We start from the raw sequence: 26,072 nt of genomic DNA, 5'->3' as shown, positions 1-26,072 counted from the left end.
GACGGCCGGTCACCGAGTCACTTCCCGGGGGTGAGGGTGTGCAGGTAGGTGACGAGGCGGGTGAGGACGTCCGGGTCGGTGTCCGGCAGGACCCCGTGCCCGAGGTTGAAGACGTGGCCCGCGGCCGCCCGGCCCTCGTCCACGATGCGGGTCGCCTCGCGCCGGACGACGTCGTCGCCCGCGAAGAGGGTGGCCGGGTCGAGGTTGCCCTGCACGACCACACCGCCCCGGCCGGTCTCGGCCTCGACGCGGCGGGCGGCCTCGTCCAGCGGGGTGCGCCAGTCGACGCCGACGACGTCGGCGCCCGCCTCCCGCATGGCACCGAGCAGGGCGCCGGTGCCGACGCCGAAGTGGGTGCGCGGCACGCCCGCGTCCGCGAGCCCGCCGAGGACCTTGGCCGAGTGCGGCAGCACGTACTCGCGGTAGTCGCGCGGGGACAGCGCCCCGGCCCACGAGTCGAAAAGCTGCACGGCGTCCACCCCGGCGGCCACCTGCGCGCGCAGGAACGTCAGCGCGATGTCGGCGAGCCGGTCGAGCAGCGCGTGCCAGGTCCCGGGGTCGGCGTACATGAGCGCCTTGGTCCGCTCGTGGTTGCGGCTCGGACCGCCCTCGACCAGGTAGGAGGCCAGGGTGAACGGCGCCCCGGCGAACCCGATCAGCGGCGTCTCCCCCAGCGCGGCGACCAGCAGCCGCACCGCCTCGGCCACCGGCTCGACCTGCCCGGCGTCCAGCTCGGGCAACCCGGCGACGTCGGCGGCCGAGCGGATCGGCTGCGCCACCACCGGCCCGGTGCCCGCCACGATGTCCAGGTCCACCCCGGCCGCGACCAGGGGCACCACGATGTCGCTGAACAGGATCGCCGCGTCCACGTCGTGCCTGCGCACGGGTTGCAGCGTGATCTCCCGGACCATCTCCGGGTCGAAGCAGGCGGCCAGCATCCCGGTCCCGGCCCGCAGCTCCCGGTACTCCGGCAGCGACCGCCCCGCCTGGCGCATGAACCACACCGGCACCCGCCGGGGCACACCCCCACGAGCGGCCACCAGGAACGGAGCGTCCACGAGTTCCCGGCGGCAGGCAGCGGGCGCCGAGGCCGGGTGAATGAGTTCAGTCATCGCCTCCCCATCGTCCCACGCCCGCCCGCCCCGCTCTGCGCGGAGGTCCCCCACCACCAGCGGCACCACCCGGCCCACCGGGTCTGCCCGCTGTTGAAAAGCCGAACTTGCGCGCCCCCCGCCGGCATTCGACCGCGCACGACGAGAAGACCGTTGCTCCTGTGACAAAGGGGACAGATGGTGCACAGTTGTACTGACGGTGGTGGAAACGGGCCGGGGGCGCTCGGCGCGGCGTACGACCTCACCGACTCGGGTGGTCCTACAGTTACCAGTCGTGACCGGAACGTCGACTGCGCCTGAGTTGTTCGTCCAGGCTGTCGAGGCGCTGAAGTCATTGCGGCCTCGGGCCGAACTGACGCTGGCCGAGGTGCGGCCCCCGCAGCGGCTGGCACCGTACGCGTTCGCCCTGACCGCCGAGGCCACCGGCCCCGCCGACGTGCACGCCACCGGCAGGCTCATCCTCCTGCACGACCCCGACGGCCAGGAGACCTGGGACGGGGTGCTGCGGTTGGTCGCCTACGTCCGCGCCGAACTGGACGCCGAACTCGCCGACGACCCCCTGCTGCCCAACGTCGGCTGGTCCTGGCTCACCGACGCGCTGGCAGCCGCCGAGGCCGACTTCACCGCCCTGGGCGGAACGGTCACCGACACCTCCTCAGCCCGCTTCGGCGACATAGCGGGCCCCGCCCGCACCGACGACCTGGAACTGCGCGCCTCCTGGACCCCCCGGAGCCCCGACCTGGCCCCCCACGGCGAGGCCTTCTGCGACCTGATGGCCAGCGTGGTCGGCCTCCCCCCGGTCGGCGTCACCCTCTTCAGCCAACGCCACGGCGACTGACCACCAGGCTCAACCCCGCTCACAGACCGGCGAAGTAAGCCCTGGCCGCGGCAACACCCCCGCCAGAGGCAAGAGCGGCCATGAGCGCCACCCGCGCCTGAGCAGGCCGCAACCCGCAGGCACTGATCGCACCGACCCGCCCGGCCAGGTCCACCGCGTCCATCCCCAACACCCCGGGCGGCCCGCCCACAGCCGACGAAGCCACCTCCCGATCCCCCGACCCCGTCGAGTGCGCCCGGGAGGCCACCACCACCGGGATGTCCCACGACAGCAGCTCCCGGATCGGCATCAGCAGCTCCACCGGCACGTTCCCCCGCCCGGTCCCCTCGACCACCACCCCGAGCGCCCCCGCGTCGGTGACCGCGGTCAGCAGCGAGGTGGGCATCCCCGGGTACGTCTTGACCAGTGCCACGTTCGTCTCCGGCAGGTCGGTGATCACCGGCGGCCGGGGTGGTGCCCCGTCGGTGAGCACGACCCGGCCGCCCGCGATGTGGCCCAGGCGCGGGTGCGGTGCCGAGGTGATCGATGGCGAGCGGGTGGTGTCGGCGAGGTGGGCCCGGCGGGCGGCGTGCAGTTCCCCGTCCAGGCACAGGACCGCGCCGAGGCCGGGGGTGACCGGGTCGGCCGCCGCGGTGAGGGCGGCGGCGAGGTTGATCGGGCCGTCGGTGGCCGGGTCGTCGAGGCAGCGGGTGGCGCCGGTGAGGACGACCGCGCCCAGGTCGGCGGCGGGGCCCAGCAGGACGTCGGTGAGGAAGGCCGTTTCCTCGATCGTGTCGAGGCCGTGGGTGATGACCACGCCGTCGTAGCCGTCGTCGAGTAGGGCGCTGCGGGTGCGGCGGGCGAGCAGGAGTTGGGTGCCGGGGCTGGTGTCCCAGGAGGGTTCGGCGCGCACGTCCTCCACCTCGGTGCCCTCGGGTGCGGCGACGCGGGTCAGGAGTTCGGCGCCGTCGGCGATGCGGGGCGGTGAGCTGTGGCGGAGCTGGGCGAGGGTGTCGCCGGTGGCCAGCAGGAGGAGGCGGGGCATCAGGTGTTCCCCGCCCCGGCGTCGAGCGGGCGGGCGTTGATCTCGGGCAGGGGGCACCTCCGGGCGACGGGCTGGCACCCCACATATACCCCTGCGGGGTGCCTGCCCGTGACCTCAGCGGCGCTTGCCCGCCCGCGCCGTGCCGGAGCAGACCTCGCCGACGTCGACCGTCTGGCCCCGGTCGACGTAGACGTCGGCCAGGCCGACGATCCGGCCGCGCTTGTCCGCGCAGGTCAACTGGTAGGGCTCCTTGGGCCCGTAGGTGGCGGGGACCGGTGAGGCGAACTCCACCCGCAGGCCGGTGTAGTCGTCCGGCGCGGTCGGGTCCGCCTGGTCGTAGTTGACCAGCACCGCCGTGTAGTCCCCGGCGGGCGGGTCGTAGAGCACGGCGTTCTCCGCGGTGGTGCCGCCGCTGGCCGAGGAGGAGACCAGGTTGCCCGCCGCGTCGTAGACGTAGAGGTCCCAGTCGGTGCCCTCGGTGGCCCAGCTCGTGGAGACGGTCAGCTTCCCGTTGTCGACCACGGGCAGGCCGTCCACGTGGAACGGGATGACCTCGGCGGTGGGGTCGTTCGGGAAGTCCTGGTTGCGCGGCGGGACGCCGGGAGGGTTGGCCAGGGCGATGGGGGCCTGGGCGGGGCCCTTCGGGTCGCGGCCGTAGCGGCCCGCGACGTAGGGGCGGGTGGACGGGTTGACCGCCCAGCTAAACCGGCCGCCGGTGGAGTCCAGCGACGAGGTAAGCGTGTCGGCGACGTACAGCGGCGGTCCGACCGTGCCGTCGGGGTTGAGCACCGGCGAGGTGGGGGTCTGGAACGCCTTGCGCAGGGTCAGCCGGTGGCCCTTGGGCGCGGAGCCGACGAGCGTGGAGTGCGCGGCGGGATCGGCGGCGTTGCCCAGCATGTCCAGGAACGCCTGCCGGTTGCCGCCCTTGCCCGCGCCCGCCGCGGGGGCCAGGCCCGCGTACTCGGCGACGACACCGGTCTCGAACGGCGGGTGGAACTCGGTGCTGCCGATCTCGAAGGTGAAGCCGAAGCCGCCGGTGGCGAAGTACGACCAGTCCTCTGTGGAGCCGGTGGTGTCGTAGAGGGCCCAGGACGGCTGGCTGGTGTAGCCGTTGCGGGAGGCCATCCGGTCGCCGAGCGCCTTGTACACCGGTTCGTCCAGCGGCGGGCGGACGGCGGCGACGCCGGGGACGCGCAGGACCAGGTTCGAGTAGGTGTGCAGGGTGATCAGGTTGGTGACCTGCCGGGTGGAGACGAGCCAGCGGACGTTGCGCGTCTCCGGCTCGGAGAACGGCCCGCCGCCGCGGAAGGTGTCGCTGCTCCAGTTCGCCGATGCGCCCGCGCCGCCCCAGAAGCCCGCGTAGTTGCGGTTGGGGTCGGTGCCGCGGGTGCGACCGGCGGGGTTGGCCGCGCACACACCGGTGCGGAATTGCGCGGGCGAATCGTTGACATTGCAATTCTTGCGCTTCATCTCGTAGTCGAAGCGGCTGAAGTCGCCCTTGGGCTCGGCCTCGCGGGAGATGGAGAAACCGTCGACGTTGACGACGGGGACGACGATGTTGCGGGTCTTGCCGACGAGGGCCTTGGTCGCCCCGCCCGCCTTGTAGCCGTTGACCAGTTCGACGGCCCACTCCATCGCGTGCTCGCCCGCGGGCCACTCGCGGGCGTGGTGCACGCCCATGACCACGTTGACCGCCTTGCCGTCGTTCGGCGCGTCGAGGCCGGTGGCGATCTCCAGGCCGACGACGTCGCGGCCCTCCCAGCTCGGTTCGGGCAGCGTGAAGGCGCGCACGAGCCGGGGGTTGGCCCGCGCCAGCTCCTTCGCCTCGAACTGGTAGTCGTAGAGGTGGCGGTAGCTCGTGCGGCCGGACGGGAGCGCCGACCGGGGCGCCTTGGCGGCGTAGGCCCGGTCCTGCCGGGCGTTGGCCACGGACCTGGCCGAGAGGTCCGCCTGGACGACGCTGCTGCGCAGGCCGCTGTCGGCGAGGGTCTTGCGGTCGGCGTCGTCGGCCAGCACGACCTCGACCCCGGTGGCGTCGGCCTTCTCGGTGACGTCGAGGTCGAGGCCGAGCAGGGTGTCCTTGTCCGCCCTGGTCGGCGTCTGCACCCGCACGACCTGGGCGGCGCTCGGGCCGCCCTGCGGGGTCAGCGCCAGGAAGTCGACGCCGAGCTTCACCGTGCGGGTCGAGCCGCCGTAGCGGCAGGCCTGCACCAGCAGCTTCTGCCCCGCGGCGACGAACCCCTCGGCGAGTTCGACGTCGCGCAGCCCGGCCGACGCGGCCAGCACCGCACCGCTGACCTGGTCGAACACCGCCAGGTCCCAGTCGCCCGCGCCCGCGGCGGCCGCGGTGAGCCGGGCCTGGAGCAGCCCGTCGACGCCTGCGGTCACCTCCCGCCGGTCGACCCCCCGGGTGCCCGGCGGCAGGGGCTTGGCGAAGCAGGAGCGGGCGACCGCCTGGTCGGCCCGCAGGATGTTGTCCGCCGCGGTGGCGGTGGTGGCCGCGACCGTGCTGAGACCGGCGACCAGCGCCAGCCCCAACCCGACCGCGAGGCCCGTCCGCCCGCGCCTGACCGATGCCCTCACTGCGCACTCCCCTCCGGAGCCCCGGGTCCGGTGAGGGCTCCGGAGGCGACGCTGTCACGGGCGGGGGGAGCGCGGGTCCTTACCCGTTGCCAGTTGTCGGCCCGCTGGGCCGAACGGCCCACGCGGGACAGGGGGCTCTCTGTGCATTGGTGATGACTCCGGGTTATTAACTTTTGCCAGTTAAGAGTGTGGGCGGGCCACCTCTTCGGCCGAGCGGAGCACACGTAGGACGTTACGCCCTGCAACTTTTTCGCAGTCCGCTTCGCTCCACCCGCGGTCCAGCAGGAGGCCGAACAGGGCGGGGTAGGTGCCCACGTCGGCCAGTCCCCGGGGCAGCCGGGCGCAGCCGTCGTAGTCCCCGCCGATGCCCACGTGGTCGATGCCGACGACTTCGCGGGCGTGCTCCAGGTGCGCCACGACGTCCGCCGAGGTGGCTTCCGGCTGCCTGTCCCGACCGCTCCAGGAGGCCAGGAACCGCTCGCGCGCCGCCAGGTCGGCGTGCTTCTCCCCGGCCGCGGCCATCGCCTCGGCCAGTTCGGTGTCCCAGTCGGCGATGGCGGTGGAGACGAACCTCGGCACGAAGGTGACCATGACCACACCCCCGTTGCCGGGGAGGCGTTCCAGCACGTCATCGGGCACGTTGCGGGGGTGGTCGGTGACCGCCCGGCAGGACGAGTGGCTGAACACGACCGGCGCCGCGGAGACGTCCAGGGCGGCGTTCATGGTGGTGTCGGCGACGTGCGAGAGGTCGACGAGCATCCCCAGGCGGTTCATCTCGGCGACGACCTCCTCCCCGAAGTCGGAGAGGCCGCCCGCCCGCGGCTCGTCGGTGGCCGAATCGGCCCAGGCGGTGCTGTCGTTGTGTGTCAACGTCATGTATCGCACACCGAGGCGGTGCAGTGCGCGCAGGGCACCGATGGACTCGGCGATGCAGTGCCCGCCCTCGGCACCGAGGAGCGAGGCGGTCCGACCTGAGGCGAACACGGATTCCGCCTGGTCAGCGGTGGTGGCCAGGGCCAAGTGGTCGGGGTGGCGGTCGATCAGCGCGTGCACGATCTCTATCTGTTCCAGCACGGCGGTGACCGCGGCGTGACCTTCGAACTGGGCGGGCACGTAGACCGACCAGAACTGGCCACCCACCTGGCCTCGGCGCAGCTTGATCAGGTCCGTGTGCAGGTCAGGCTGTTCGACGGTGAGGTCGGTGCCGGTGACGGCCGCCCGGGGATCGGGGCCCGTCCGCTCGCGCAGCGCCCACGGGAGGTCGTTGTGGCCGTCGATCAGCGGGGAGCGGGCGAGGAGCGCGCGAACGCGGGCGTCGGCGGAGTTGTGCACTACCGGTGACCCCATTTCATCGAGTGCTGAGTCGAATCCGTTACGTCACCGATCAGAGACTCACCCGATCGTGTGACCGAACCGGCCCTCAGTCACAACCCATTCGGATACTTACCCGATTGATCGTCCCGCTAACCCGCTTGGGCGGCTAGGCTGCCTTCGTCGACACCACTTTCGGTCCAACGGCGGCGCGGCTGTTTGGTCGAAAGTCCCAGTGCCGGTCGGGGGGCAACGACCGACTCCAGGGAGGTAGTGACGTGGCTGCCGTCGGCTTAGGTCAGGCCGTTCGAACCACGCCTGCCGGCTCTTTGCCGGCGAACATGGTCCCGCACCCGCGGGAGGAGCTGTTCTCAGTGCTGGTGGTCGACGACCACCCACTGTTGAGGGAGGCGATAGCTGCTCGGCTCACGCAGATGGGCGCGGGCACAGTGCACGAGGCCGCCACGGTGGCCGAGGCAAGGGCGCGCGCACAGGCCACCGGCCCGTGCGACCTCGCGATCCTGGACCTCGGACTGCCGGACGGCAGCGGGATCGAGCTGGTCACGGAGCTCCGCAGCCACGGTTGGCCGCGGATCGTCGTGCTGGCTTCGTCCGACGACCCGTACGCGGTGCGGTCGGCCTTCCAGGCAGGCGCTCAGGCCTACCTGCTGAAGTCCGCCTCACCGGTCGTGGTGACCGACGGGGTCCGCCGGGTGCTCGAGGGCGGCGTCTACGCCGACCCGAGCGTCGCGCCGGTCCTCGCCACGGGAACCAGGGTCCCTGGCACCGACAACACTCCGCGTGAGCTGTCGGCACGCGAGGTCGAGGTGCTCCAGTTGGTCGCGGACGGTCAGTCCAACAAGGAGATCGGCGAGGCGCTGAACCTCTCGGCGCTCACGGTGAAGTCTCACCTGTCGCGGATCGGCCGCAAGTTGGGCACCGGCGACCGGGCACAGATGGTCGCGCTCGCGATGCGGGCAGGCGTCATCCGCTAGACAACAGCAGTCGTGTGGCTGGGCTGGGCATGGCCCAGCCACACGACTGCTGCTGATCTGGCAGCCCGCGTACCGCTCCGTCGCCGAACCGACGCCGAATCACAACCGGACACGGCTGTTGATCTGCCCGCGGTGACCGGTCGCCGTGCCGTAGGGTGATCGGCCGTGACTACCCCCGCCTCAGGACCGTCCGGGTCCGAACCGCCTGCTCCGGTGCTGCTCACCGAGCCTGCGGAGGGCACCCCCGACGTGGTTGCCGACCTCGACACCCTCGAGCGTGCCGCCCGTCGCATCGCCGCCGGGACCGGCCCCATCGCCGTGGACACCGAGCGCGCCTCCGGCTACCGCTACTCGCAACGCGCCTACCTCGTGCAGGTCCGCCGCGAGGGCGCTGGCACCTTCCTGATCGACCCCGTCGCCGTGGACGACCGGGTCGAACCGCTGGTCGAGGCGCTGGGCACCGGCGAGTGGGTGCTGCACGCGGCCTCCCAGGACCTGCCCTGCCTGGCCGACCTGGGCCTGCACCCGGCCAAGCTGTTCGACACCGAGCTGGCGGGCAGGCTCGCGGGCTTCGAGCGGGTCGCCCTGGGCACCCTGGTCGAGCTGCTGCTGGGCTACCACCTGGAGAAGGGCCACGGCGCGGCCGACTGGTCGCGCAGACCGCTGCCGGTCGACTGGCTCAACTACGCCGCCCTGGACGTCGAGCTGCTGGTGCAGCTACGCGACGCGCTGGAGGCCGAGCTGCGCGAGCAGGGCAAGCTGGAGTGGGCGCTGGAGGAGTTCGAGGCGCTGCGCACCGCCCCGCCCGCCCCGCCGCGCAAGGAGCCGTGGCGGCGCACGTCGGGCATCCACAGCGTGCGCACCCAGCGCGGGCTGGCGGGCATCCGGGCGCTGTGGGAGGCCCGCGACACCCTCGCCCGCGAACGCGACATCGCCCCGGGCCGGGTGCTGCCGGACAGCGCGATCATCCAGGCCGCGTCGGTGAACCCCGCCGACGAGTCGGCGCTGTTGCAGCTACCGGTCTTCAAGGGCCGGGCGCAGCGGCGGCAGGTGGGCACCTGGATGCGCGCGCTGCGCACCGCCGCCGAGCTGCCCAAGTCCGAGCTGCCCGACCCGGCGCCCGCGACCGACGGCCCGCCACCCGCCAACCGGTGGGCGGACAAGGACCCGGAGGCCGCCGCCCGGCTGTCCGCGGCCCGCACGGCCCTGGGCAAGATCGCCGAGGAGAACCGGCTGCCGGTGGAGAACCTGCTGCAACCCGACCTGCTGCGCCGCACCTGCTGGACCCCGCCCGCCGACCTCGACGTCGAGGCGGTCACCGAGACCCTGCACGCGGGCGGCGCCCGCACCTGGCAGACGAACCTGGTGGCCGAGGCGGTGGCGACGGCACTGCGGGCCACGGCAGGCTGAGGGCGTGGAGCCCGCAGCCGAGCTGAGCCCCGAGTTCTTCGCCGACCCGCACCGGTTCTACCGCCGGTGGTCCGGGGGTGGCCCGATCCACCGGGTCCGCTTCCCGGACGGCCGGGTCGGCTGGGTGGTGACCGGGTACGCCGAGGCCCGCGCGGCCCTGGCCGACCCGCGGCTGCGCAAGTCCGGGGCGAACGCCCGGTGGATGGCGTCGGGGCCGGGCGGGTCGCCGATGCCGCCCGGTCCCCCGCGCAACACGCACATGCTCGACGCCGACCCGCCGGACCACACCCGGCTGCGCAGACTGGTCACCAAGGCGTTCACCCCGGGCGCGGTCGAGGCGCTGCGGCCCAGGATCAGCGAGATCACCGAGGGCCTGCTCGACCGGATGTCCGGCGAAGTGGACCTGCTGCCCGCGTTCGCGCTGCCGCTGCCCATCACCGTGATCGGCGAACTGCTCGGGGTGGCCGAGGCCGACCGCACCGAGTTCCGCAGGCTGACCGACGCCACGGCCCAGGGCCCGACCCCGGAGACCGTGGCGCCGCTGATGGCCTTCCTGTCCGCATTGGTCGCCGCCAAGCAGGCCGCGCCTGCCGAGGACATCCTCTCCGCCCTGGTCCGCGCCCGCGACGACGAGGACGGCCTGGACGGCCTCGAGCTGACCAGGATGGCGTTCCTGCTGCTGTTCGCGGGCCACGAGACCACGGTGAACCTCATCGGCAACGGCGTCCACGCGCTGCTGCGCGCCCCCGACCGGCTCGCCGCCCTGTGCGCCGACCCGGCGCTGGTGCCCGCCGCGGTCGAGGAATTCCTCCGCCACGACGGCCCGGTCGGCTTCGCCACCCTGCGCTACGCGGGCGAGGCGCTGGAGATCGCCGGGGTCGGGGTGGCCGAGGGCGAGTTCGTCCACGTCGCCCTCACCGCCGCCAACCGCGACCCGGCCCGCTTCCCCGACCCGGACACCCTGGACCTGACCCGCCCCACGGCGGGGCACCTGGCGTTCGGCCACGGCATCCACCACTGCCTCGGGGCGCCGCTGGCCAGGGTGGAGGGTCAGATCGCGTTCACCGCGCTGCTGACCCGCTTCCCGCGCCTGCGCCTGGCAGACCCGGACTTCACCGCCGAGTGGGTCGAGGGTTTCCGCATCCGCGGCCTGCGGAGCCTGCCGGTCGTCGTGGACTGAGGTCCGGTGTGGACCCTCAGGACACGGTGGTGATGCGGAACGCCGGGTGCTTGGGGCCCGCGGCGAGCAGTTCGTCCTCGGTGGACCTGTGGGTGAGGCCGTCGAAGAAGGCGCCGGTCTCGAAGGCCCAGCGCTTGAGGTAGGCGCGCAGCAGCGGCGGCTTCACGGCGTCGTCGAGTTCGACGGCGGTGAACCTCTGGACGGTCTTGCCGACGCGCAGTTCGCCCTCGCCCGCGGCGCGGAGGTTGCGGACCCACTGGGTGTGGCCCCGGGGGGCGATGAGGTAGCAGGCGCCCTCGAACTGGAGCAGGTTGACCGGGGTGGAGCGCATCTCGCCGCTCGTGCGGCCGCGGACCGACAGGACCCGGGAGCCCCAGACGTTGACGCCGCGCTTGACCAGGAAGGCGACGACGTCGTCGAAGTGCAGGGCCCGGGCGATCCGGCCGGGGCGCAGGTAGCGGGCCTGGGCGTTCTCGTTCGCCGTGGTCATGGTCGTCTCCTCGGTCCAGAGCGAGAGCACTGCTCTCGGTGTGCTCCCAGTGAACCGCCCGGCCGACCCGAAGTCAAGAGCAGTGCTCTCATCTGCGAGCACTGCTCTCACATGTCACACTCGACCGCATGACTGCCGGACAGACCGCGCGGGAACGAGCCAGGGCCGAGCTGACGGGTGCGATCAAAGACGAGGCCCGGCGCCAGCTCGCGGTCGACGGCGCGCACCAGCTCTCCCTGCGCGCGGTGGCCAGGGCGCTCGGCATGGCCTCCTCGGCCATCTACCGCTACTTCCCCAGCCGCGACGAGCTGCTGACGGCGCTGATCATCGACGCCTACGACGCGCTGGGCGAGGCCGTGGAGGCGGTGGAGCCCGTGGCGGAACCGGCGCTGTGGTGGCACGCGGTGTGCACCGCCGTGCGCGGCTGGGCGCTGGCCAACCGGCACGAGTACGCGCTGATCTTCGGCTCCCCCGTGCCCGGCTACCGCGCCCCGCACGACACCGTGGCGCCCGCCGCGCGCATCCCGCTGGCCCTGGTGCGCGTCGCCGAGGCGGCGGACCTGCCGGACGGCGACCTGCCCGCGGAGCTGCGCGCGCAGGTGGAGCACGTGCTCGGACTGGCGGGCTCGACGCTGACCCCGGGGGCGATGGCGCGGGTGATGATCACCTGGACCCAGTTGTTCGGGATGATCGGCTTCGAGCTGTTCGGCCAACTGGTGGGCAGCGCCGACCCGGCCGACGCGTTCTTCGACCACACCGTGCGCGAGATGGCGGCGTTCCTGGGGCTCCGGTCGCCGAATGTGGCCCACGCCATAGGGCCGCAGCCGTAGTTACCAGTGGGTAACAAGGGCTAGAGTGGTGTTACCAACCGGTAGCCAATCCCGACTAAGGAGCACCCTCGTGGCCGCACCCGCTGCTGACGCAGCCGCGCGCGCCGTTCGGAACGTGGTCTTCGTCGACGGTGTCCGCACACCGTTCGGCAAGGCAGGCCCGAAGGGCATCTACGCGGAGACCCGTGCCGACGACCTCGTCGTCAAGGTCATCCGTGAACTGCTGCGCAGGCACCCCGAGCTGCCCCCGGAGCGGGTGGACGAGGTCGCCGTCGCCGCGACCACGCAGATCGGCGACCAGGGCCTGACCATCGGCCGCACCGCCGCGCTGCTGTCCGGCCTGCCCAAGACCGTTCCCGGCTACGCCATCGACCGGATGTGCGCGGGCGCGATGACCTCGGTGACCACCCTCGCGGGCGGCATCGCCTTCGGCGCCTACGACATCGCCATCGCGGGCGGCGTCGAGCACATGGGCCGCCACCCGATGGGTGAGGGCGTCGACCCGAACCCGCGGATCGTGGCCGACAAGCTCGTCGACCCGACCGCCCTGGTCATGGGCCAGACCGCGGAGAACGTGCACGACCGCTTCCCGCGGCTGACCAAGGAGCGCTGCGACGCCTACGCCGCGCGCAGCCAGGAGAAGTACGCCGACGCGGTGAAGGCGGGCAAGATCGGCCCCGAGCTGGTCCCCGTCTCCACCCGCTCGGCCGAGCTGGGCTGGGGCCTGGCCACCGAGGACGAGCCGCCGCGGCCGGGCACCACGGTCGAGCAGCTCGCCGCCCTCAAGACCCCGTTCCGCCCGCACGGCCGGGTCACCGCGGGCAACGCGGCGGGCCTCAACGACGGCGCCACCGGCTGCATCCTGGCCGAGGAGGAGACCGCCAAGGAGCTGGGCCTGCCGATCGGCATGCGCCTGGTGGGCTACTCCTTCGTCGGCGTCGAGCCCGAGGTCATGGGCATCGGCCCGGTCCCGGCGACGGAGAAGGCGCTCAAGCGGGCGGGCTTGTCCATCGAGGACATCGGCCTGTTCGAGCTGAACGAGGCGTTCGCCGTGCAGGTGCTGGCGTTCCTCGACCACTTCGGCATCGATGACGACGACCCCAGGGTGAACCTGTGGGGCGGCGCCATCGCCTGCGGCCACCCGCTGGCCTCCTCCGGCGTGCGGCTGATGACGCAGCTCTCCCGCCAGTTCGCCGAGCACCCCGAGGTCCGCTACGGCCTGACCTCGATGTGCATCGGCATCGGCATGGGCGGCACCGTGATCTGGGAGAACCCGCACTACACCGGGGGCGACAACTGATGCTGACGCAGGAGCAGGCCGAGAAGGCCTTCCCCGACGAGGTCGTGACCAAGGCCGTCACCCGCGTGGTCAAGGTGCCGGGCCTGGACAAGCCCGTCGCGCTGATCACCATCGACAACGGCTTCGACCACACCCGACCCTCGACCTTCGGGCCGCAGAGCCTGGTGAGCCTCAACGCCGCGTTCGACGCGGCGGTGGCGGCCGACCCGGCGGCGATCGCGGTCACCGGCAAGCCGTTCATCTTCGCCGTCGGCGCCGACCTGTCCGGCGTGGAGCAGATCGCGGACCGCTCGCTGGCCCTCGACATCGCCCAGACCGGCCACGACGTGTTCCGCCGGTTCACCGAGTCGAAGATCCCGACCTTCGCGTTCGTCAACGGCGCGGTCATGGGCGGCGGCCTGGAGCTGGCGCTGTCCTGCCACTACCGCACCCTGTCGGAGAACACCGCGGCCATCGCGCTGCCCGAGGTCTTCCTCGGCCTGTTCCCTGGCTGGGGCGGCACGCAGCTCCTGCCGAACCTGATCGGCCCGGACGCGGCCGTGACGGTGATCTTCGAGAACGCGCTGTCGCAGAACCGGATGCTCAAGCCGAAGCAGGCCGCGGAGCTGGGCATCACCGACGCGCTGCTGGGCTCGGCGGACTACCTGGAGCAGTCGCTGCTCTGGGCCGCCGACGTGGTCAACGGCAAGATCATCCCGGCCCGCCGCGAGATCGACCGCGGCGCGGGGTGGGACGCGGCCGTCGAGCGCGCCAAGGCCATCGTGCACGGCAAGACCAAGGGTGCGTCCCCGGGCGCGCAGAAGGCCTTGGAGCTGCTGGAGATCGCCCGCAACAACGACCTGGACGCGGGTTACGCGGCCGAGACGCAGGCGCTGGCGGACGTGCTCATGACCGACCCGCTGCGGGCCGGGCTGTACTCGTTCAACCTGGTCCAGAAGCGCGCGCGCAAGCCCGCGGGCGCCCCGGACAAGTCGCTGGCGCGCAAGGTGGGCAAGGTCGGCATCGTCGGCGCGGGCCTGATGGCCTCGCAGATGGCGCTGCTGTTCGCCCGCCAGCTCAAGGTGCCGGTCGTGCTGACCGACATCGACCAGGCCAGGGTCGACAAGGGCGTGTCCTACGTGCACACCGAAATCGACAAGCTCCAGGGCAAGGGCCGCCTGAGCCCGGACGCCGCCAACCGCCTCAAGGCGCTGGTGACCGGCTCGCTGGACAAGGCCGCCTTCGCCGACGCCGACTTCGTCATCGAGGCGGTGTTCGAGGAGCTGGGCGTCAAGCAGAAGGTGTTCGCCGAGGTCGAGGAGCACGTCTCGGCCGAGTGCGTGCTGGCCACCAACACCTCGTCGCTGTCGATCACGGACATGGCCGCGGGCCTCAAGCACCCCGAGCGCGTGGTCGGCTTCCACTTCTTCAACCCGGTCGCGGTCATGCCGCTGCTGGAGATCGTCCGCGCCGAGAAGACCGACGACGCCACCCTGGCGACGGCGTTCGCGACCGGCAAGTCGCTGAAGAAGTCGTCGGTCCTGGTCAAGGACGCCCCGGCGTTCGTGGTCAACCGGCTGCTCACCCGCTTCATGGGCGAGGTCGTCAAGGCGATCGACGAGGGCACCCCGTTCGAGGTGGCCGACAAGGCGACCGAGCCGCTGGGCCTGCCGATGAGCCCGCTGGTGCTGCTGCAGCTCGTGGGCGCCCCGGTGGCCCTGCACGTCGCGGAGACCATGCACGGCGCGTTCCCGGACCGCTTCGGCGCCAGCCCGAACATGAAGAAGTTCGTGGACGCGGGCAAGTCCTCGGTCTACGTCTGGGACGCCGCGGGCAACCAGTCGGTCGACCCCGAGGTGCAGGCGCTCTGGGAGTTCGGCTCGGTGGAGCTGACCTCGGAGGAGGTGCGCCGCCGCGTGCTGGAGGGCGTGGCCGAGGAAATCCGGATCATGCTCGACGAGGGTGTGGTCGCCGAGGCACAGGACATCGACCTGTGCATGATCCTCGGCGGCGGCTGGCCGTTCTGGCTGGGCGGCATCACCCCGTACCTGGACCGCGAGGGCATCTCGGAGAAGGTCAACGGCAAGCCGTTCCTGGCCCCGGGCGTCGCCTCGGTGCCGGTGGCGTGACGCGGTAGGACAGCACTGGGCCCCCGGCTTCCGGCCGGGGGCCCAGTCTTTCAACCAGGTCATCCCACGTCTTCCAGGATGCGGGCGGTGACGAGCCCGGGCTCCTCCAGGGACAGGGAGTGGGTCGTGCCGGGCACGATCTCCACGCGGATGCGGGGGTTGACCGCCCCCAGGCGGGCGAGCACCTCCCGGGAGCGGTGGACGACGCTGCGCTCGCCGAGGACGACCCGGGTGGGCACGGCGATCGAGCGCAGCTCGTCGTCGGTGAACACGTGCTGCGGCGGCAGGTGCATCCGGTACTTGAGACCGCGGGACAGCAGCGGGCGCAGGGTCCGCCGCACCGCCGGGTCGCCGGGGGTGGTCAGGCGCAGGACCGCCTGCGGGGCGAGCGACCGGAGCAGTTCGGCGAGGCCCCAGAGCATGAACCGCTTGCCGAGCACGGAGAACCCCGCGGGCTCGAACGCGGTGACACCGGCGAGCCCGTCCGACGAGCGGGCGGCCAGGTTCAGCGCGAACCAGCCGCCTCGGGAAACGCCCGCCAGGTGCACCTCCTCGTGGCCGAGGCCCGCGAGGACGTCGGTGAGCCAGTCCGCGCAGGCCTCGGGGGTCTGGACCGGGCGCGTCTGCGTCGAGCGCCCCGGTTCGCCGATGGTGTCGATGGCGTACACCGGGTGCCGCGCGGCCAGGTCGGCGATGTGCGGGTACCACGACAACGACGTGCCGAAGATGCCGGACAGCAGCACGACCGGCGTGCCGGGGGCCGCGCCGCTCCGCCGGACGCGGGTGGTGCCGAAGCGGGTGTCGACATCCAGTTCCCCGGCGGGAACGGGCCACTCCCGCAGCACGGTGTCGTAGGCGGCGAAGTAGCGCTCCCGCGCCTTCTCATCGGTGAACTCCCCCAGCACAGCCCCTCCTCATTTTTTATGGTGCAACTGCACTATAACAGTGCGTGCACGGCCGGACCAGGGTGTGGCAGAGTGACCGCGTGCCCAAGCGCGTCGACCACCGGCAGAGAAGGCACGAGATCGTGGCGGCGCTGTACCGGATCGCCGCGGCCCAGGGCCTGCCCGCGGTCACGTTGCGTGCGGTCGCCGCCGAGGCGGGCATCTCGATGAACCTGGTGCAGTACTACTTCCCCACCAAGGAGGAGATGCTGCGGTTCGCCTGGCAGCGGATGGTCGAGCTGAGCGGTGAGCGCGCCGGGGAGGGCGTCCTGCGGGCGCTGCGGACCGGGGACGAGCGCGCTGTCGTGCGGGCCTACCTGTTCGGCGTCCTGCCGACCGACGAGCGCAGCCGCGTGCTGTGCGCGGTCCAGATCGCCTACTTCGCCGTCGACGTCACCCGCGGCGGCCAGGCGGGCGACGAGGAAGCACTCGGCCCCCACCTGGTCCGGGGACTGGCCGAGCAGATCGGACGAGCCCAGGCGAAGGGGACGGTCCCGGCGCACCTCGACCCGCGACTGGAGGCCGACACCCTCGCGGTCATGGCCGCCGGTCTCGTCAGCGGGATGCTGATCGGCGCCTACGACCTGGACCGGGCCACGAGCATCGTCGACTACCGGCTCGACCGGATCTTCACCGGCACCTGAGACCGCTCCCGCGCACGTCGAGCGGTCCGGCACGCGGTGGCGCACCATGGGGGCATGGGCGGGCGAGTGCACATCGGGACGTCGGGGTGGGTGTACCCGCCGTGGCGCGGCGTGTTCTACCCCGAGGGGCTGGTGCAGCGCAAAGAACTGGCCTACCTCGCCGGTCAGCTCGGCTCCGTGGAGATCAACGGTTCGTTCTACTCGCTGCAACGCCCGGAGAGCTACGCCCGCTGGCGCGACGAGACGCCGGAGGACTTCGTGTTCTCGGTGAAGGGCCCCCGGTTCATCACGCACATGAAGCGGCTCAAGGACGCGCACACCCCGCTGGCGAACTTCTTCGCCTCGGGGGTGCTGGCGCTGCGCGGGAAGCTGGGGCCGATCCTGTGGCAGACCCCGGCGAACCTGCCGTTCGAACCCGACGTGCTGACGGCGTTCCTCGGGCAGCTCCCGCGCAGCACGGCGGAGGCGGCGGCACTGGCCGAGGCGCACGACTCCCGGTTGGACGGTCGCGCGTGGACGGAGACCGACGCCGACCGCCCGGTGCGGCACGCGCTGGAGGTCCGCCACCCCGGCTTCGCCACGGCCGCGTTCGTCGACCTGCTGCGCGCGCACGGCGTCGCCCTGGTCGCCGCCGACACGGCGGGCACCTGGCCGCGCCTGGAGGACGTGACCGCCGACTTCGCCTACGTCCGCCTGCACGGCGACACCGAGCTGTACGCCAGCGGCTACGGCGACGACGCCCTCGACGAGTGGGCCGCGAAGGTCCGAACCTGGCGCGACGGCGGCGACGTGGAGTCGGAGTTCACCGTCGCCGGTCCGGCCGGGGCCACCGGGCCGCGCGACGTCCACGTCTACTTCGACAACGACGCGAAGGTCAAGGCCCCCGGCGACGCGCGCGCCCTGGCCGACCGGTTCCGCTGATGCAGGCCCAGCAACCCGGCCGCGCCGAGCGGATGCGGCTGATCCTGACCAGGGACGGCCCCACCTGCGCCTGGTGCGGCCTGGACGTGTCCGGCCGCGTCCCGGCCACCACCGACCACCTGGTGCCGAGGGTCAAGGGCGGCCCGTCGTGGCTGGAGAACGAGGTCGCCGCCTGCCGCCGCTGCAACCGCCTGCGCGGGCACACCAGCCCGGCCGACTGGCTCGCCGAGTGCCTGCGCCGCGGCTGGCCCGCCGACGCCGAGCGCGTCAGCCGCGTCCTGCTGGCCTTGGAGTCGGCCATCGCCGAGCGCGGTGGGCAGCGGCGGGCCCGCGCCTACCTCGACGCCCAGTTGCGCCGGGTGGCCAAGCGCTGAGGCTCAGACCGACGGGAAGGTGACCTCGACGCGGAGGCCGCCGCCGGGGACGGGTTCGCCCGCGACGGTGCCGCCGTGGGCCCTGGCGACCGCGCGGACGATGGACAGGCCCAGGCCGGTGCCGGTGCCGATGCGGTCGACGGCGCCGCGGCGGAAGGGCTCGAACAGCTCCGGGACGCGGTCCGGGTCGATCGGCGGGCCGGAGGAAGCCACCGACAACGTCGTCCACTGCGGACCGCTGGTGGTCCTGGCGTCGATCCAGCCGCCGTCGGTGTTGTGGCGGACGGCGTTCTCCAACAGGTTCCCGGCGACGCGTTCCAGCAGGGCGGCGTCGCCGAGGACGGTGGCGTGGCCGTGGTGGAAGGTGGCGGTGATGCCGCGGCGCTCGGCTTCGGCGCGGGTGGAGCGCCAGGCGCCGGTGACGACGGTGGCGAGGTCGACCGGGCCGGTGGCGCCCACCCCGAGGCCGTCGGTGCGGGCGAGCACGAGCAGGGCCTCGACGAGCTGACCCGCGCGCAGGGTGGCCGCGCGGACCACGTCGGCCATGCGGCGCAGCTCCGCGGTGTCGGCGTCCGGGTCGGCCAGGGTGACGTCCAGCTCGGTGCGGATGACCGCGAGCGGGGTGCGCAGCTCGTGGCTGGCGTTGGCCACGAACTGCCGCTGCGCGGAGAACGCCGCCTGCAACCGGTCGAGCATGGCGTCGAAGGTGTCGGCCAGTTCGGCGACCTCGTCGCGGGCGCCGCGGTGGCCGATGCGCTCCTCCAGCGACTCCACCGACAGCCGCTGGGCGGTGACGGTGACCTCGCGCAGCGGGCGCAGCACGTGCCCGGTGATCACCCAGGCCAGCATGGCGGTGGCCAGCACCACGCAGACGAAGGCGACCGACCCGGCCAGCAGCACCCGTTCGCGGGCGTCGTCGGCGAGGGCTTCGGCGAGCCGTTCGGCGTCGACCCGGACGCCGTTGACCACCACCGTGCTCCCCTTCGGCAGCGACGGCACGGACGCGACGACCCCACCGGCGAGCAGCCAGCCCAGCCACAGCAGCAGCGCGCTGACCGCGGCGACCAGGCCGGTGGCGAGCAGGGTGATCCGGGCGCGCAGCCCCCGACCGCGCCGGGGTGCGGCCGTCACCCCCCGCTCTCGGCCGCCGACGCGGGCACCCGGTAGCCCGACCCCACCACGGTGTCGATCACGCCGGGGTCGCCGAGTTTCTTGCGCAGGGTCATCACCGTGACCCGGACGGTGGTGGTGAACGGGTCGGCGTTCTCGTCCCACACCCGCTCCAGCAGTTCCTCGCTGCTCACCACCGAGCCGCGGGCGGCCAGCAGCACCTCCAGCACGCCGAACTCCTTGCGGGTCAGCTCCACCGGCTTGCCCGCGCGCGCCACCGTGCGCCGCGCCGGGTCCAGCTCCACGTCGCCCGCGACCAGCACCGGCGGGGTGACCGGGGTCGCCCGGCGGGCCAGCGCGCGCACCCTGGCCACCAGCTCGGGGAACGCGAACGGCTTGGCCAGGTAGTCGTCGGCGCCCAGCGACAGGCCCTCGACCCGGTCGGCGACCGCGTCGCTGGCGGTGAGCATCAGCACCCTGGTCAGCGCCCCGGAGGCGACGATCTCCCGGCACAGCTCGTCGCCGTGCATGCCGGGCAGGTCCCGGTCCAGCACGACCACGTCGTAGCGGGTGACGGTCGCCTTCTCGTGGCCCTCGTTCCCGTCCAACGCGACGTCGACGGCCATCCCCTCGCGCCGCAGACCCCTGGCCACTGCCTCGGCGAGGGGCTCCTCGTCCTCCACTATCAGAATCCGCACTCCACAACCGTGCCACACCCGCCCCCGGGGCGTCCCGATTGGGCATGATCGACCCCATGGTGCTGCGGGCGTTGCGCGAACAGGTGGCCTCCTCCTCCCGTCGGCTCGCCGCCGAGGGGCTGGTGCTGGGCACGGCGGGCAACGTCAGCGCCCGCCAGGGCGACCTCATCGCCATCACCCCCACCGGGGCCCGCCTGGCCGAGCTGCGGGCCGAGGAGGTCACGGTGGTCGACCCGGACGGCCACCCGGTCGACGGGGCGCTCGCGCCGACCTCGGAACTGGACCTGCACCTGGGGATCTACCGCCGCTACCGGGCGGGCGCGGTGGTGCACACGCACGCGCCGATGGCCACCGCGATGTCCCTGGTGCTCGACGAGCTGCCGTGCGTGCACTACCAGTTGGTGGAGCTGGGCGGAACCGTGCCGGTGGCGCCGTACCGCACCTTCGGCACCCCCGAGCTGGCCGAGGCGGTGCTGGACGCGCTGGAGAACGGCACGGCGGCGCTGATGGCCAACCACGGCGGGATCGCGCACGGCCCGGACCTGGAGGCCGCGCTGCACCGGACGCTGCTGCTGGAGTGGGGTTGCGAGCTGTATTGGCGGGCGTCGTCGCTGGGCACCCCGCGGACCCTCGACCGGGCCCAGCGCGCCGAGTACGAGGCCCAGGTGAGCGCCAAGGCCTACGGGAGTACCCGCCCCCTCCGCTGAGCCTCCGAACGCGGCGGAGGTGCCCTCCCGGGACACCTCCGCCGGGTCGAGGTCAGAGGTAGGGGCGCGGTGCGGGCACCGGGCCGGTCAGGCCGTCGAGGGAGGCGTGGAGGGCCTGGCGGGCCCGGTCTCCGGTCGCCGTGTCGTGCGCCGCCTGGACGCTCGCGCGCAGGCCCGCCGGGGTGCGCCCCGCCGCGGTGGCCAGGTGCAGCACCGTGGTCAGCGCGCCGGCGGGCTCGGTGGGGTGCGCCGCAGCCGCCAGGAGAGCTTCGACCAGCGCGGGATCGATTCCATGTTCGATCGTCTCGTTCATGGGTACAACATGCCCTATGCCGGGTCCGGCAAAACAGGGCCACCAGGGTGCGGCCCCGGAGGACCGCACCCGGCCACGGGTCACGCCGTGTCGGAGACCTTCGCCTCGACCTGGTCGCGCCCCAGCAGGTTCGACGCCCAGCCGGTGACCCGGCGGGCGACGTCCTGGGCGGTGAGACCCAGGCGGACCAGCACCTCGTCGCGGGTGCCGTGGGCGTGGAACTCGTTGGGGATGCCCAGGTCGCGCAGCGGGACGTCCACGTCGTGGTCGCGCAGCAGGGCGGCCAGCGCCCAGCCGAACCCGCCGTGGCGGCCGCTGTCCTCCACCGTGACCACCAAGCGGTGCTCCGCGGCCAGCGCGGCCAGCTCGGTCGGCACCGGGGCCACCCAGCGCGGGTCGGCCACGGTCACGCCGATGCCCTGCGCGGCCAGCCGCTCCGCCGCCGCCAGCCCCAGCTCGGCGAACGAGCCCACGGTGACCAGCAGGACGTCCGCCGACTCGCCCGCGGCGGGCCTGCGCAGCACGTCCACCGTGCCGATCCGCTCGACCGAGGCGATGTCCGCGCCCACGGTCGCCTTCGGGAAGCGCAGCACCGACGGCCCGTCGTCGATGGCCACCGCCTCGCGCAGCTCCTCGCGCAGGGTGGCCGCGTCGCGCGGGGCGGCGATGTGGATGCCCGGGATGACACCGAGGATCGACAGGTCCCACATGCCGTGGTGGCTGGCGCCGTCCGGGCCGGTGATGCCCGCCCGGTCCAGCACCACCGTCACGGGCTGCTTGTGCAGGGCCACGTCCATCAGCATCTGGTCGAAGGCGCGGTTGAGGAACGTGGAGTAGATCGCCACCACCGGGTGCAGCCCGGCCATCGCCATGCCCGCGGCGGAGGTGATCGCGTGCTGCTCGGCGATGCCCACGTCGAACACGCGGTCGGGGAAGCGCTCGGCGAACGGCGCCAGCCCGGTCGAGCGCAGCATGGCCGCGGTGATCGCCACCACGTCCTCGCGCTCGGCGCCGATCGCGGCCAGCTCCTCGGCGAACACCGAGGTCCACACCGTGCCCTTGGAGGTGCGCGGCTTGCCGGTCACCGGGTCGATCGGGTCGGTCTGGTGCATCTGGTCGAGCACGTCGTTCTCGGCCAGCGGGTAGCCGTTGCCCTTGCGGGTCACCGCGTGCACGATCACCGGGCCGCCGAAGTCCTTGGCCCGGCGCAGCGCGCCCTCCAGCGACTCGAAGTCGTGCCCGTCGACCGGGCCCAGGTACTTGAGGCCGAGGTCCTCGAACATCGCCTGCGGGCTCAGCACGTCCTTGATGCCGCGCTTGGCGGCGTGCAGCGCGGTGTAGAGCGGCTTCCCGACGACGGGGGTGCCCTGCAGGACCCGCTTGCCGCCCTCCAGGGCGCGCTCGTAGCCGGGGCGCAGCCGCAGCGTGGCCAGGTGGTCGGCAAGACCGCCGATGGTCGGGGAGTAGGAGCGACCGTTGTCGTTGACGACGATGACGACCGACCGGTCGGTGCCCGCGGCGATGTTGTTCAACGCCTCCCAGCACATGCCCCCGGTCAGCGCCCCGTCACCGACGACGGCGACGACGCTGCGCCGCTCACCGCGCAGTTGGTAGGCCTTGGCCAGGCCGTCGGCGTAGGACAGCGCGGTCGAGGCGTGGCTGTTCTCGACGAGGTCGTGGTCGCTCTCGGCCCGGCACGGGTACCCGGACACCCCGTCCTGCTTGCGCAGGTCGTCGAACGCCTCGCGGCGGCCGGTGAGGACCTTGTGCACGTAGCCCTGGTGGCCGACGTCGAAGACGATCGGGTCGGCGGGCGAGTCGAACACCCGGTGCAGGGCGATGGTGAGTTCGACGACACCGAGGTTGGGACCGAGGTGGCCACCGGTCCTGGTCACCTTGTCGACCAGGAAGGAGCGGATCTCCACGCTCAGCCGGTCCAACTCCTCGTGGGTCATGCGTCGCAGATCAGCCGGTCCGCTAACGGACTCGAGCAGGGTCACCCTGTCGTCACCTCGTCCTGTCGTCGATTCGCAGGCCCGCCATCCCGCCGGCTCGATCCAGCATACGAGTGTCCGGCGGCGGGGCTCGGCGAGGCGTGGCCCACATACCCCGATCCACACAGCTTCGTCACCCGTTCTGCCTATCCTCTTCAAGTGCCCATCGCGTTCGACACCACCGGCCTCCGGCAGGTCGACCAGTCGACCTGGCAGGTCGGCGGGTCAGACGACCTCGTCGTGCTCAGCTACTTCGACCTGGTGCCGGACCTGCCCGCCCCGCTGGAGGACCTCCCCGCGCTCCGCCGCGCGATGGCCCTGACCTGCGCGGCAGAGGGCGGAACACTCGTCGAGGCGTGGGCCCTGTTGATCGACACCTCCCCGGCGCTGTTCCAGATCGTGCGCATCCCGCACCCGTCCCGCGCGGGTGAGACGGTCTACATCGGCAGCTTCATCCTGCCCAAGGCGCAGTGCAGCGCGGTCCTCAAGCTCCAGTCGGTCACCGGTGCCGCGGGAGACGCCCGGGAACTGGCGGTCGCCCGCCTCATCGGCGACCACCCGCTCACCGTCCGGCACCCGTACACCCCCGACCTCCCCCAGGTCACCACCAGTTTCGCCGACGACGCGCAGTGGGACCCGCAGTTCCCCGACCACCCGCTGACCCGCATCCGGTCCTGGGCCCGCCACACGGTCGCGACGGCCAGGGTGCACCCCGGCTTCGCCCACCTGCCCCCCTTCCACCCGGTGACGAACCACCCCCAGGCCACCCCGCAGGGGATCACCACATCGAGTGATCCAATTACGCAAGGTGGCGACCCTCGTCCCATCCCCGAGGGCGCCACCAAGGAACTCGCCACCGGCATCCCTGACCAGCCGGAATCCCCCACGTCCCCCCGACCCGGGCACACCCCGCCCGCCGCAGGTCAGCTCCCCACGGGAACAGACCCCCACACCGACCGACCCACCACCGAACCGCCCGCGACCGGGCAGTCAACGGCCAGACAGCCAGCGGCCGGACAACCGACCCCAGCCACCGACCCAGCACCCCCCACAACCACAAAACCCAAGCCGGCTCAGGCACCCCCACCCGCCGAGCACGACTCGACACGGGGAGCAACCACACCCGCGCCGCCCACCGAGGCGAACGCGGCACCGGCACCGGCCACGCCGCGAACGCCAGCCGTCACACCCACCCCGGCAACGCACACCACCCCGACCACTGAGCCTGCCCCGGCGACAGACGCCGCACCGGCCGCCGAGCCGGACCCAGTGCCCCACGTCACCCCAGTTCCCGAACCGGCCCCGGCGACGCCCGCCGCCCCGGCCACCGAGCCGGCCTCAGCGGCAGCCTTCGCCCCAACTGCTGAGCCTGCCCAGGCGCCGCCCGCCACTCCGGCCATTGAGCCGAATCCGGCGATGCAGGCGGCTCCAGCCGTGGCATCCGATCCGGCGAAGCCCGTGAGCGAGGGCGCCCTGACGCCTGGCGTCCCGCAGGGGTCCGCCCAGCCGACCGAGGCCATCGCGTCTCCCGTGTCCGCTCAGGAGCCCGCAGAGGCGTCCACACCGGCCACCGCGGCCCCGGAAGATGCCGTCGCGCAGACGAGCAGCCGGACGCAGCCCACCACGATCCACTCAGCCGCATCCGCCGCAGCCACACCGGACCGCCCCGCACAGCCGAGCGAGGTCCAGCCACACACCGAGCAGCCCACGCGAACCCAACCGCAGGCTGACACACCGGGTGCCCACCAGCCCACGGCGTCCCCACAATCCACGAGCGCAGCAGCCGAACAAGCCCCGCACCCACCGACCGCAGAGCCGCAGCCAACGGCGGTCATCCCCAGGCTCCCGCACCCGGGAGGCACCCCCGCCACGCCCGCCGAACCTCCCCTCCCGACCACCCCCAGCGCAGCCCCACAGCCGCACCCAACCCCCAAGACACCCGGCGCCGCCCCGCAGACCCCGGCAACGCCGAACACCCAGCACCCCCCGGCACCCCAAACAGTTCCCACACCTCCGGGCAAGACGGCCTCGAGCCACCACACCAACCCGACGAACCCAGCCCAAGCGGCGACAACCCCAGCGGCAACACCAATTCCGCCAAACCCACCGACGCAAACGCCTCCCGCCACACAAGCGACCCCACCGGCCGTTCCCCACCCGGCTGCAGTGGCAACACCCCAGGCGCCAGCAACCCCCGCACCGCCGCCATCCCCATCCACGGCACTGCCCCCGGCCCCGGCTTCGCCACTGCCCCCGGCTCCGGAGGCAACCGGAATGGCTCCGGCCAACGCAACCCCGCCCGCACCAACCGGCGCACCCAGCACCCCGATGGCCCCCACAAACGCGACCTCACCTGCCGACCTGACCACCGCACTCCCCGCCAGCCCGTCGACTCCGGCCGCTCCGGCCACTCCGGGAAACACGGTGGCTCCCGCAGCAGGCAGGTCTGAACCGGAAGCCACAACCGATCCGGTCACCACCGCGCACCCCAAGGCCGTCGCGAGCCCACCGGCAGCGAACCAGACGCCCCCGATCCCGTCCGCGCAAGCAACCCCGGCCGAACAGGCAGGAGCAGCCCAGCAGGCAGACCCAACCGCTTCGGCAGGATCGGCCGAGCAGCAGACCCTGCCCGCCGAGCCGCCCTCCGACGCGGGACCGACCGCCGCGCAACCGCAGGCAGACATGTCGGTGAGCAAACCGACCCCGGAGGCCGCGGCCGCACTCGCCGCCGCCACGGGTGGAGCCGAGCAGTCCGTTCCCCCCGGGCCGGCGGAGGAAGCAGCCGCCGGAGCGGCCGAGGACTACACCGGGCCGGACTTCACGCCGCGCCCGTTCCGGATCAACCCGCGGGAGTGGGAGAGCCGGATACCGTCGTGGCAGCCGTTCCGGACCCCGGACCTGGTGGCCCCCAGCATGGGCGCGGCCGAGCGCGAAGCCGCGGCCCGGGAAAAGGCCGCGCAGGAAGCCGCGGCACAGCAGGCAGCCTCCGAGACAGCCGCAGGCGAAGCCGCCGGGCAAGGGTCGCCCTCCGAGCAGACCCTGCGGATGCGGCCTGTGGTGCCGCAAGACGCTGCCACGCAGGCGATCCCCCAGCAGCCCACCGCAGACCCCACCTCAACGGCACAGACCGCCACCAACCAGGCGCAAGCACCAGGCACGCCAACCGCACAGGGCTCCCCGCACCCA

At 72.9% G+C, this 26,072-nt stretch carries 22 protein-coding genes; 11 read left to right on the top strand and 11 right to left on the bottom strand.

Going from position 1 to position 26,072, the window contains the following annotated elements:
• Nucleotides 1-17: 17 nt before the first annotated feature.
• On the bottom strand, nt 18-1,112 hold the full coding sequence (hemE, locus tag DFQ13_RS14425) for a uroporphyrinogen decarboxylase (protein ID WP_110080514.1): 1,095 nt from the start codon (nt 1,110-1,112) through the stop codon (nt 18-20).
• A gap of 274 nt (nt 1,113-1,386) precedes the next feature.
• Here hemE and DFQ13_RS14420 point away from each other — a divergent pair, with 274 nt between their 5' ends.
• Nucleotides 1,387-1,950, top strand: coding sequence for a DUF3000 domain-containing protein (locus DFQ13_RS14420; RefSeq protein ID WP_035282985.1), 564 nt, complete (start codon nt 1,387-1,389; stop codon nt 1,948-1,950).
• Nucleotides 1,951-1,969: 19 nt separating this feature from the next.
• Here DFQ13_RS14420 and DFQ13_RS14415 read toward each other — a convergent pair whose 3' ends face one another.
• The 3 genes from DFQ13_RS14415 to DFQ13_RS14405 all read right to left on the bottom strand — a co-directional run bounded on the left by DFQ13_RS14415 (nt 1,970) and on the right by DFQ13_RS14405 (nt 6,904).
• Nucleotides 1,970-2,974 (bottom strand): asparaginase domain-containing protein, encoded by a 1,005-nt coding sequence (locus DFQ13_RS14415; protein WP_110080202.1) that lies wholly within the window; start codon nt 2,972-2,974, stop codon nt 1,970-1,972.
• A gap of 114 nt (nt 2,975-3,088) precedes the next feature.
• The gene (locus DFQ13_RS14410) at nt 3,089-5,506 is read right to left on the bottom strand and encodes a M14 family zinc carboxypeptidase (RefSeq protein ID WP_407643174.1); all 2,418 of its coding nucleotides are present in this window, start codon (nt 5,504-5,506) and stop codon (nt 3,089-3,091) included.
• Between the two features lie 231 nt (nt 5,507-5,737).
• Nucleotides 5,738-6,904 (bottom strand): dipeptidase, encoded by a 1,167-nt coding sequence (locus DFQ13_RS14405; RefSeq protein WP_110080201.1) that lies wholly within the window; start codon nt 6,902-6,904, stop codon nt 5,738-5,740.
• Nucleotides 6,905-7,146: 242 nt separating this feature from the next.
• On the opposite strand from DFQ13_RS14405, the gene DFQ13_RS14400 reads away from it, so the two are divergent.
• The 3 genes from DFQ13_RS14400 (at nt 7,147) to DFQ13_RS14390 (ending at nt 10,453) form a co-directional block, all read left to right on the top strand.
• Nucleotides 7,147-7,863 (top strand): response regulator, encoded by a 717-nt coding sequence (locus tag DFQ13_RS14400; protein WP_035282988.1) that lies wholly within the window; start codon nt 7,147-7,149, stop codon nt 7,861-7,863.
• A gap of 165 nt (nt 7,864-8,028) precedes the next feature.
• Entirely contained in the window at nt 8,029-9,273 is a 1,245-nt protein-coding gene (locus DFQ13_RS14395) for an HRDC domain-containing protein (RefSeq protein WP_233438408.1), read from the top strand.
• Between the two features lie 4 nt (nt 9,274-9,277).
• Nucleotides 9,278-10,453 (top strand): cytochrome P450 family protein, encoded by a 1,176-nt coding sequence (locus DFQ13_RS14390; RefSeq protein WP_110080199.1) that lies wholly within the window; start codon nt 9,278-9,280, stop codon nt 10,451-10,453.
• 16 nt (nt 10,454-10,469) lie between these two features.
• Here DFQ13_RS14390 and DFQ13_RS14385 read toward each other — a convergent pair whose 3' ends face one another.
• A complete protein-coding gene (locus DFQ13_RS14385; protein ID WP_110080512.1) occupies nt 10,470-10,943 on the bottom strand; it encodes a nitroreductase family deazaflavin-dependent oxidoreductase in 474 nt (157 codons plus the stop codon).
• A 128-nt stretch (nt 10,944-11,071) separates the two neighbouring features.
• Between DFQ13_RS14385 and DFQ13_RS14380 the strand changes: the two genes are divergently transcribed.
• The 3 genes from DFQ13_RS14380 to DFQ13_RS14370 all read left to right on the top strand — a co-directional run bounded on the left by DFQ13_RS14380 (nt 11,072) and on the right by DFQ13_RS14370 (nt 15,181).
• Nucleotides 11,072-11,773 carry a TetR/AcrR family transcriptional regulator gene (locus DFQ13_RS14380; protein ID WP_035282992.1) on the top strand — a complete coding sequence of 234 codons (702 nt, stop codon included), beginning with the start codon at nt 11,072-11,074 and terminating at the stop codon, nt 11,771-11,773.
• 70 nt (nt 11,774-11,843) lie between these two features.
• On the top strand, nt 11,844-13,073 hold the full coding sequence (locus DFQ13_RS14375; protein WP_110080198.1) for a thiolase family protein: 1,230 nt from the start codon (nt 11,844-11,846) through the stop codon (nt 13,071-13,073).
• Nucleotides 13,073-15,181 (top strand): 3-hydroxyacyl-CoA dehydrogenase NAD-binding domain-containing protein, encoded by a 2,109-nt coding sequence (locus DFQ13_RS14370; RefSeq protein WP_110080197.1) that lies wholly within the window; start codon nt 13,073-13,075, stop codon nt 15,179-15,181. Before DFQ13_RS14375 ends, DFQ13_RS14370 begins: the two co-directional genes overlap by 1 nt.
• Nucleotides 15,182-15,240: 59 nt before the next feature.
• Here the strand turns inward: DFQ13_RS14370 and DFQ13_RS14365 are convergent, their stop codons facing one another.
• Nucleotides 15,241-16,086 carry an alpha/beta fold hydrolase gene (locus tag DFQ13_RS14365; RefSeq protein WP_110080196.1) on the bottom strand — a complete coding sequence of 282 codons (846 nt, stop codon included), beginning with the start codon at nt 16,084-16,086 and terminating at the stop codon, nt 15,241-15,243.
• 80 nt (nt 16,087-16,166) lie between these two features.
• Here DFQ13_RS14365 and DFQ13_RS14360 point away from each other — a divergent pair, with 80 nt between their 5' ends.
• Genes DFQ13_RS14360 through DFQ13_RS14350 form a run of 3 tightly spaced genes read left to right on the top strand, consistent with a single transcriptional unit; the run spans nt 16,167 to nt 18,064 of the window.
• Nucleotides 16,167-16,769: a TetR/AcrR family transcriptional regulator gene (locus DFQ13_RS14360; RefSeq protein WP_035282995.1), complete on the top strand. Its 603-nt coding sequence runs from the start codon at nt 16,167-16,169 to the stop codon at nt 16,767-16,769.
• Nucleotides 16,770-16,823: 54 nt separating this feature from the next.
• Nucleotides 16,824-17,690 (top strand): DUF72 domain-containing protein, encoded by an 867-nt coding sequence (locus DFQ13_RS14355; RefSeq protein ID WP_110080195.1) that lies wholly within the window; start codon nt 16,824-16,826, stop codon nt 17,688-17,690.
• A complete protein-coding gene (locus DFQ13_RS14350) occupies nt 17,690-18,064 on the top strand; it encodes an HNH endonuclease (RefSeq protein ID WP_181399984.1) in 375 nt (124 codons plus the stop codon). The genes DFQ13_RS14355 and DFQ13_RS14350 overlap by 1 nt, the downstream gene beginning before the upstream one ends.
• A 3-nt stretch (nt 18,065-18,067) precedes the next feature.
• On the opposite strand, the gene DFQ13_RS14345 is transcribed toward DFQ13_RS14350, so the two are convergent.
• Nucleotides 18,068-19,195 (bottom strand): sensor histidine kinase, encoded by a 1,128-nt coding sequence (locus DFQ13_RS14345; RefSeq protein ID WP_110080194.1) that lies wholly within the window; start codon nt 19,193-19,195, stop codon nt 18,068-18,070.
• Nucleotides 19,192-19,872: a response regulator transcription factor gene (locus DFQ13_RS14340; RefSeq protein ID WP_035283000.1), complete on the bottom strand. Its 681-nt coding sequence runs from the start codon at nt 19,870-19,872 to the stop codon at nt 19,192-19,194. Before DFQ13_RS14340 ends, DFQ13_RS14345 begins: the two co-directional genes overlap by 4 nt.
• 44 nt (nt 19,873-19,916) lie before the next feature.
• Here DFQ13_RS14340 and DFQ13_RS14335 point away from each other — a divergent pair, with 44 nt between their 5' ends.
• On the top strand, nt 19,917-20,579 hold the full coding sequence (locus tag DFQ13_RS14335; protein ID WP_325050933.1) for a class II aldolase/adducin family protein: 663 nt from the start codon (nt 19,917-19,919) through the stop codon (nt 20,577-20,579).
• A 52-nt stretch (nt 20,580-20,631) separates the two neighbouring features.
• Here the strand turns inward: DFQ13_RS14335 and DFQ13_RS14330 are convergent, their stop codons facing one another.
• The 3 genes from DFQ13_RS14330 to DFQ13_RS33115 form a co-directional block, all read right to left on the bottom strand.
• Entirely contained in the window at nt 20,632-20,892 is a 261-nt protein-coding gene (locus tag DFQ13_RS14330) for a hypothetical protein (RefSeq protein WP_110080193.1), read from the bottom strand.
• Nucleotides 20,893-20,972: 80 nt separating this feature from the next.
• Entirely contained in the window at nt 20,973-22,892 is a 1,920-nt protein-coding gene (dxs, locus tag DFQ13_RS14325) for a 1-deoxy-D-xylulose-5-phosphate synthase (protein WP_110080192.1), read from the bottom strand.
• A 219-nt stretch (nt 22,893-23,111) separates the two neighbouring features.
• Entirely contained in the window at nt 23,112-23,462 is a 351-nt protein-coding gene (locus DFQ13_RS33115) for a hypothetical protein (protein ID WP_146241234.1), read from the bottom strand.
• Between the last annotated feature and the right edge of the window lie 2,610 nt (nt 23,463-26,072).

The sequence above is a fragment of the Actinokineospora spheciospongiae genome (genome assembly GCF_003182415.1).
In the GTDB taxonomy this organism is placed as follows: Bacteria; Actinomycetota; Actinomycetes; order Mycobacteriales; family Pseudonocardiaceae; genus Actinokineospora; species Actinokineospora spheciospongiae.
Note: the sequence above shows the minus strand (reverse complement) of the source record. Positions and strands in the feature narration are given on the sequence as shown.

What these genes read in the sequence shown, in the direction of transcription:
- DFQ13_RS14380 (WP_035282992.1), top strand. Translation starts at nt 11,072, where the DNA reads ATGACTGCCGGACAGACCGCGCGGGAACGAGCCAGGGCCGAGCTGACG.
- DFQ13_RS14330 (WP_110080193.1), bottom strand. Translation starts at nt 20,892, where the DNA reads ATGAACGAGACGATCGAACATGGAATCGATCCCGCGCTGGTCGAAGCT.
- DFQ13_RS14405 (WP_110080201.1), bottom strand. Translation starts at nt 6,904, where the DNA reads ATGGGGTCACCGGTAGTGCACAACTCCGCCGACGCCCGCGTTCGCGCG.
- DFQ13_RS14415 (WP_110080202.1), bottom strand. Translation starts at nt 2,974, where the DNA reads ATGCCCCGCCTCCTCCTGCTGGCCACCGGCGACACCCTCGCCCAGCTC.
- hemE (WP_110080514.1), bottom strand. Translation starts at nt 1,112, where the DNA reads ATGACTGAACTCATTCACCCGGCCTCGGCGCCCGCTGCCTGCCGCCGG.
- DFQ13_RS14355 (WP_110080195.1), top strand. Translation starts at nt 16,824, where the DNA reads ATGGGCGGGCGAGTGCACATCGGGACGTCGGGGTGGGTGTACCCGCCG.
- DFQ13_RS14335 (WP_325050933.1), top strand. Translation starts at nt 19,917, where the DNA reads ATGATCGACCCCATGGTGCTGCGGGCGTTGCGCGAACAGGTGGCCTCC.
- DFQ13_RS14370 (WP_110080197.1), top strand. Translation starts at nt 13,073, where the DNA reads ATGCTGACGCAGGAGCAGGCCGAGAAGGCCTTCCCCGACGAGGTCGTG.
- DFQ13_RS14385 (WP_110080512.1), bottom strand. Translation starts at nt 10,943, where the DNA reads ATGACCACGGCGAACGAGAACGCCCAGGCCCGCTACCTGCGCCCCGGC.
- DFQ13_RS14350 (WP_181399984.1), top strand. Translation starts at nt 17,690, where the DNA reads ATGCAGGCCCAGCAACCCGGCCGCGCCGAGCGGATGCGGCTGATCCTG.